Source organism: Paraburkholderia sp. SIMBA_030 (assembly GCF_046535245.1).
Classification (GTDB): Bacteria; Pseudomonadota; Gammaproteobacteria; order Burkholderiales; family Burkholderiaceae; genus Paraburkholderia.
On sequence record NZ_JAWRXB010000810.1, the window covers coordinates 1 to 263 of the forward strand.

Here is a 263-nt window from a genome sequence, read left to right on the forward strand (position 1 = left end):
CGCTCCAAGGTGAAGATTCTTTATTGGGACCGGACCCGCTTCGCGCTTTGGTATAAGCGGCTTGAACATGGGCATTTCCCATCGCCCGCAGCGCTGGCGCAACGTGGATTCACGCTCGCGGAGCTCAATGCATGGCTCGAAGGAATAGAGATTCCAGCGCGCGAACCTCATCGCGCCGTCGCCGTGACGCGCGTCGCGTAAGAGCCTGAATCGCGCTTAATTCAGGCCTCGAGAAGCTTGTAAACGTCGCACGAGTTGGGCAT

Annotated in this window: 1 protein-coding gene; it reads left to right on the plus strand. The window is 58.6% G+C overall.

Annotated features, from left to right (window positions below; all coding sequences use genetic code 11):
• A partial coding sequence (gene tnpB, locus SB772_RS42225; protein WP_410838803.1) for an IS66 family insertion sequence element accessory protein TnpB occupies nucleotides 1-201 on the plus strand: 201 nt, incomplete at its 5' end.
• Nucleotides 202-263 lie beyond the last annotated feature (62 nt).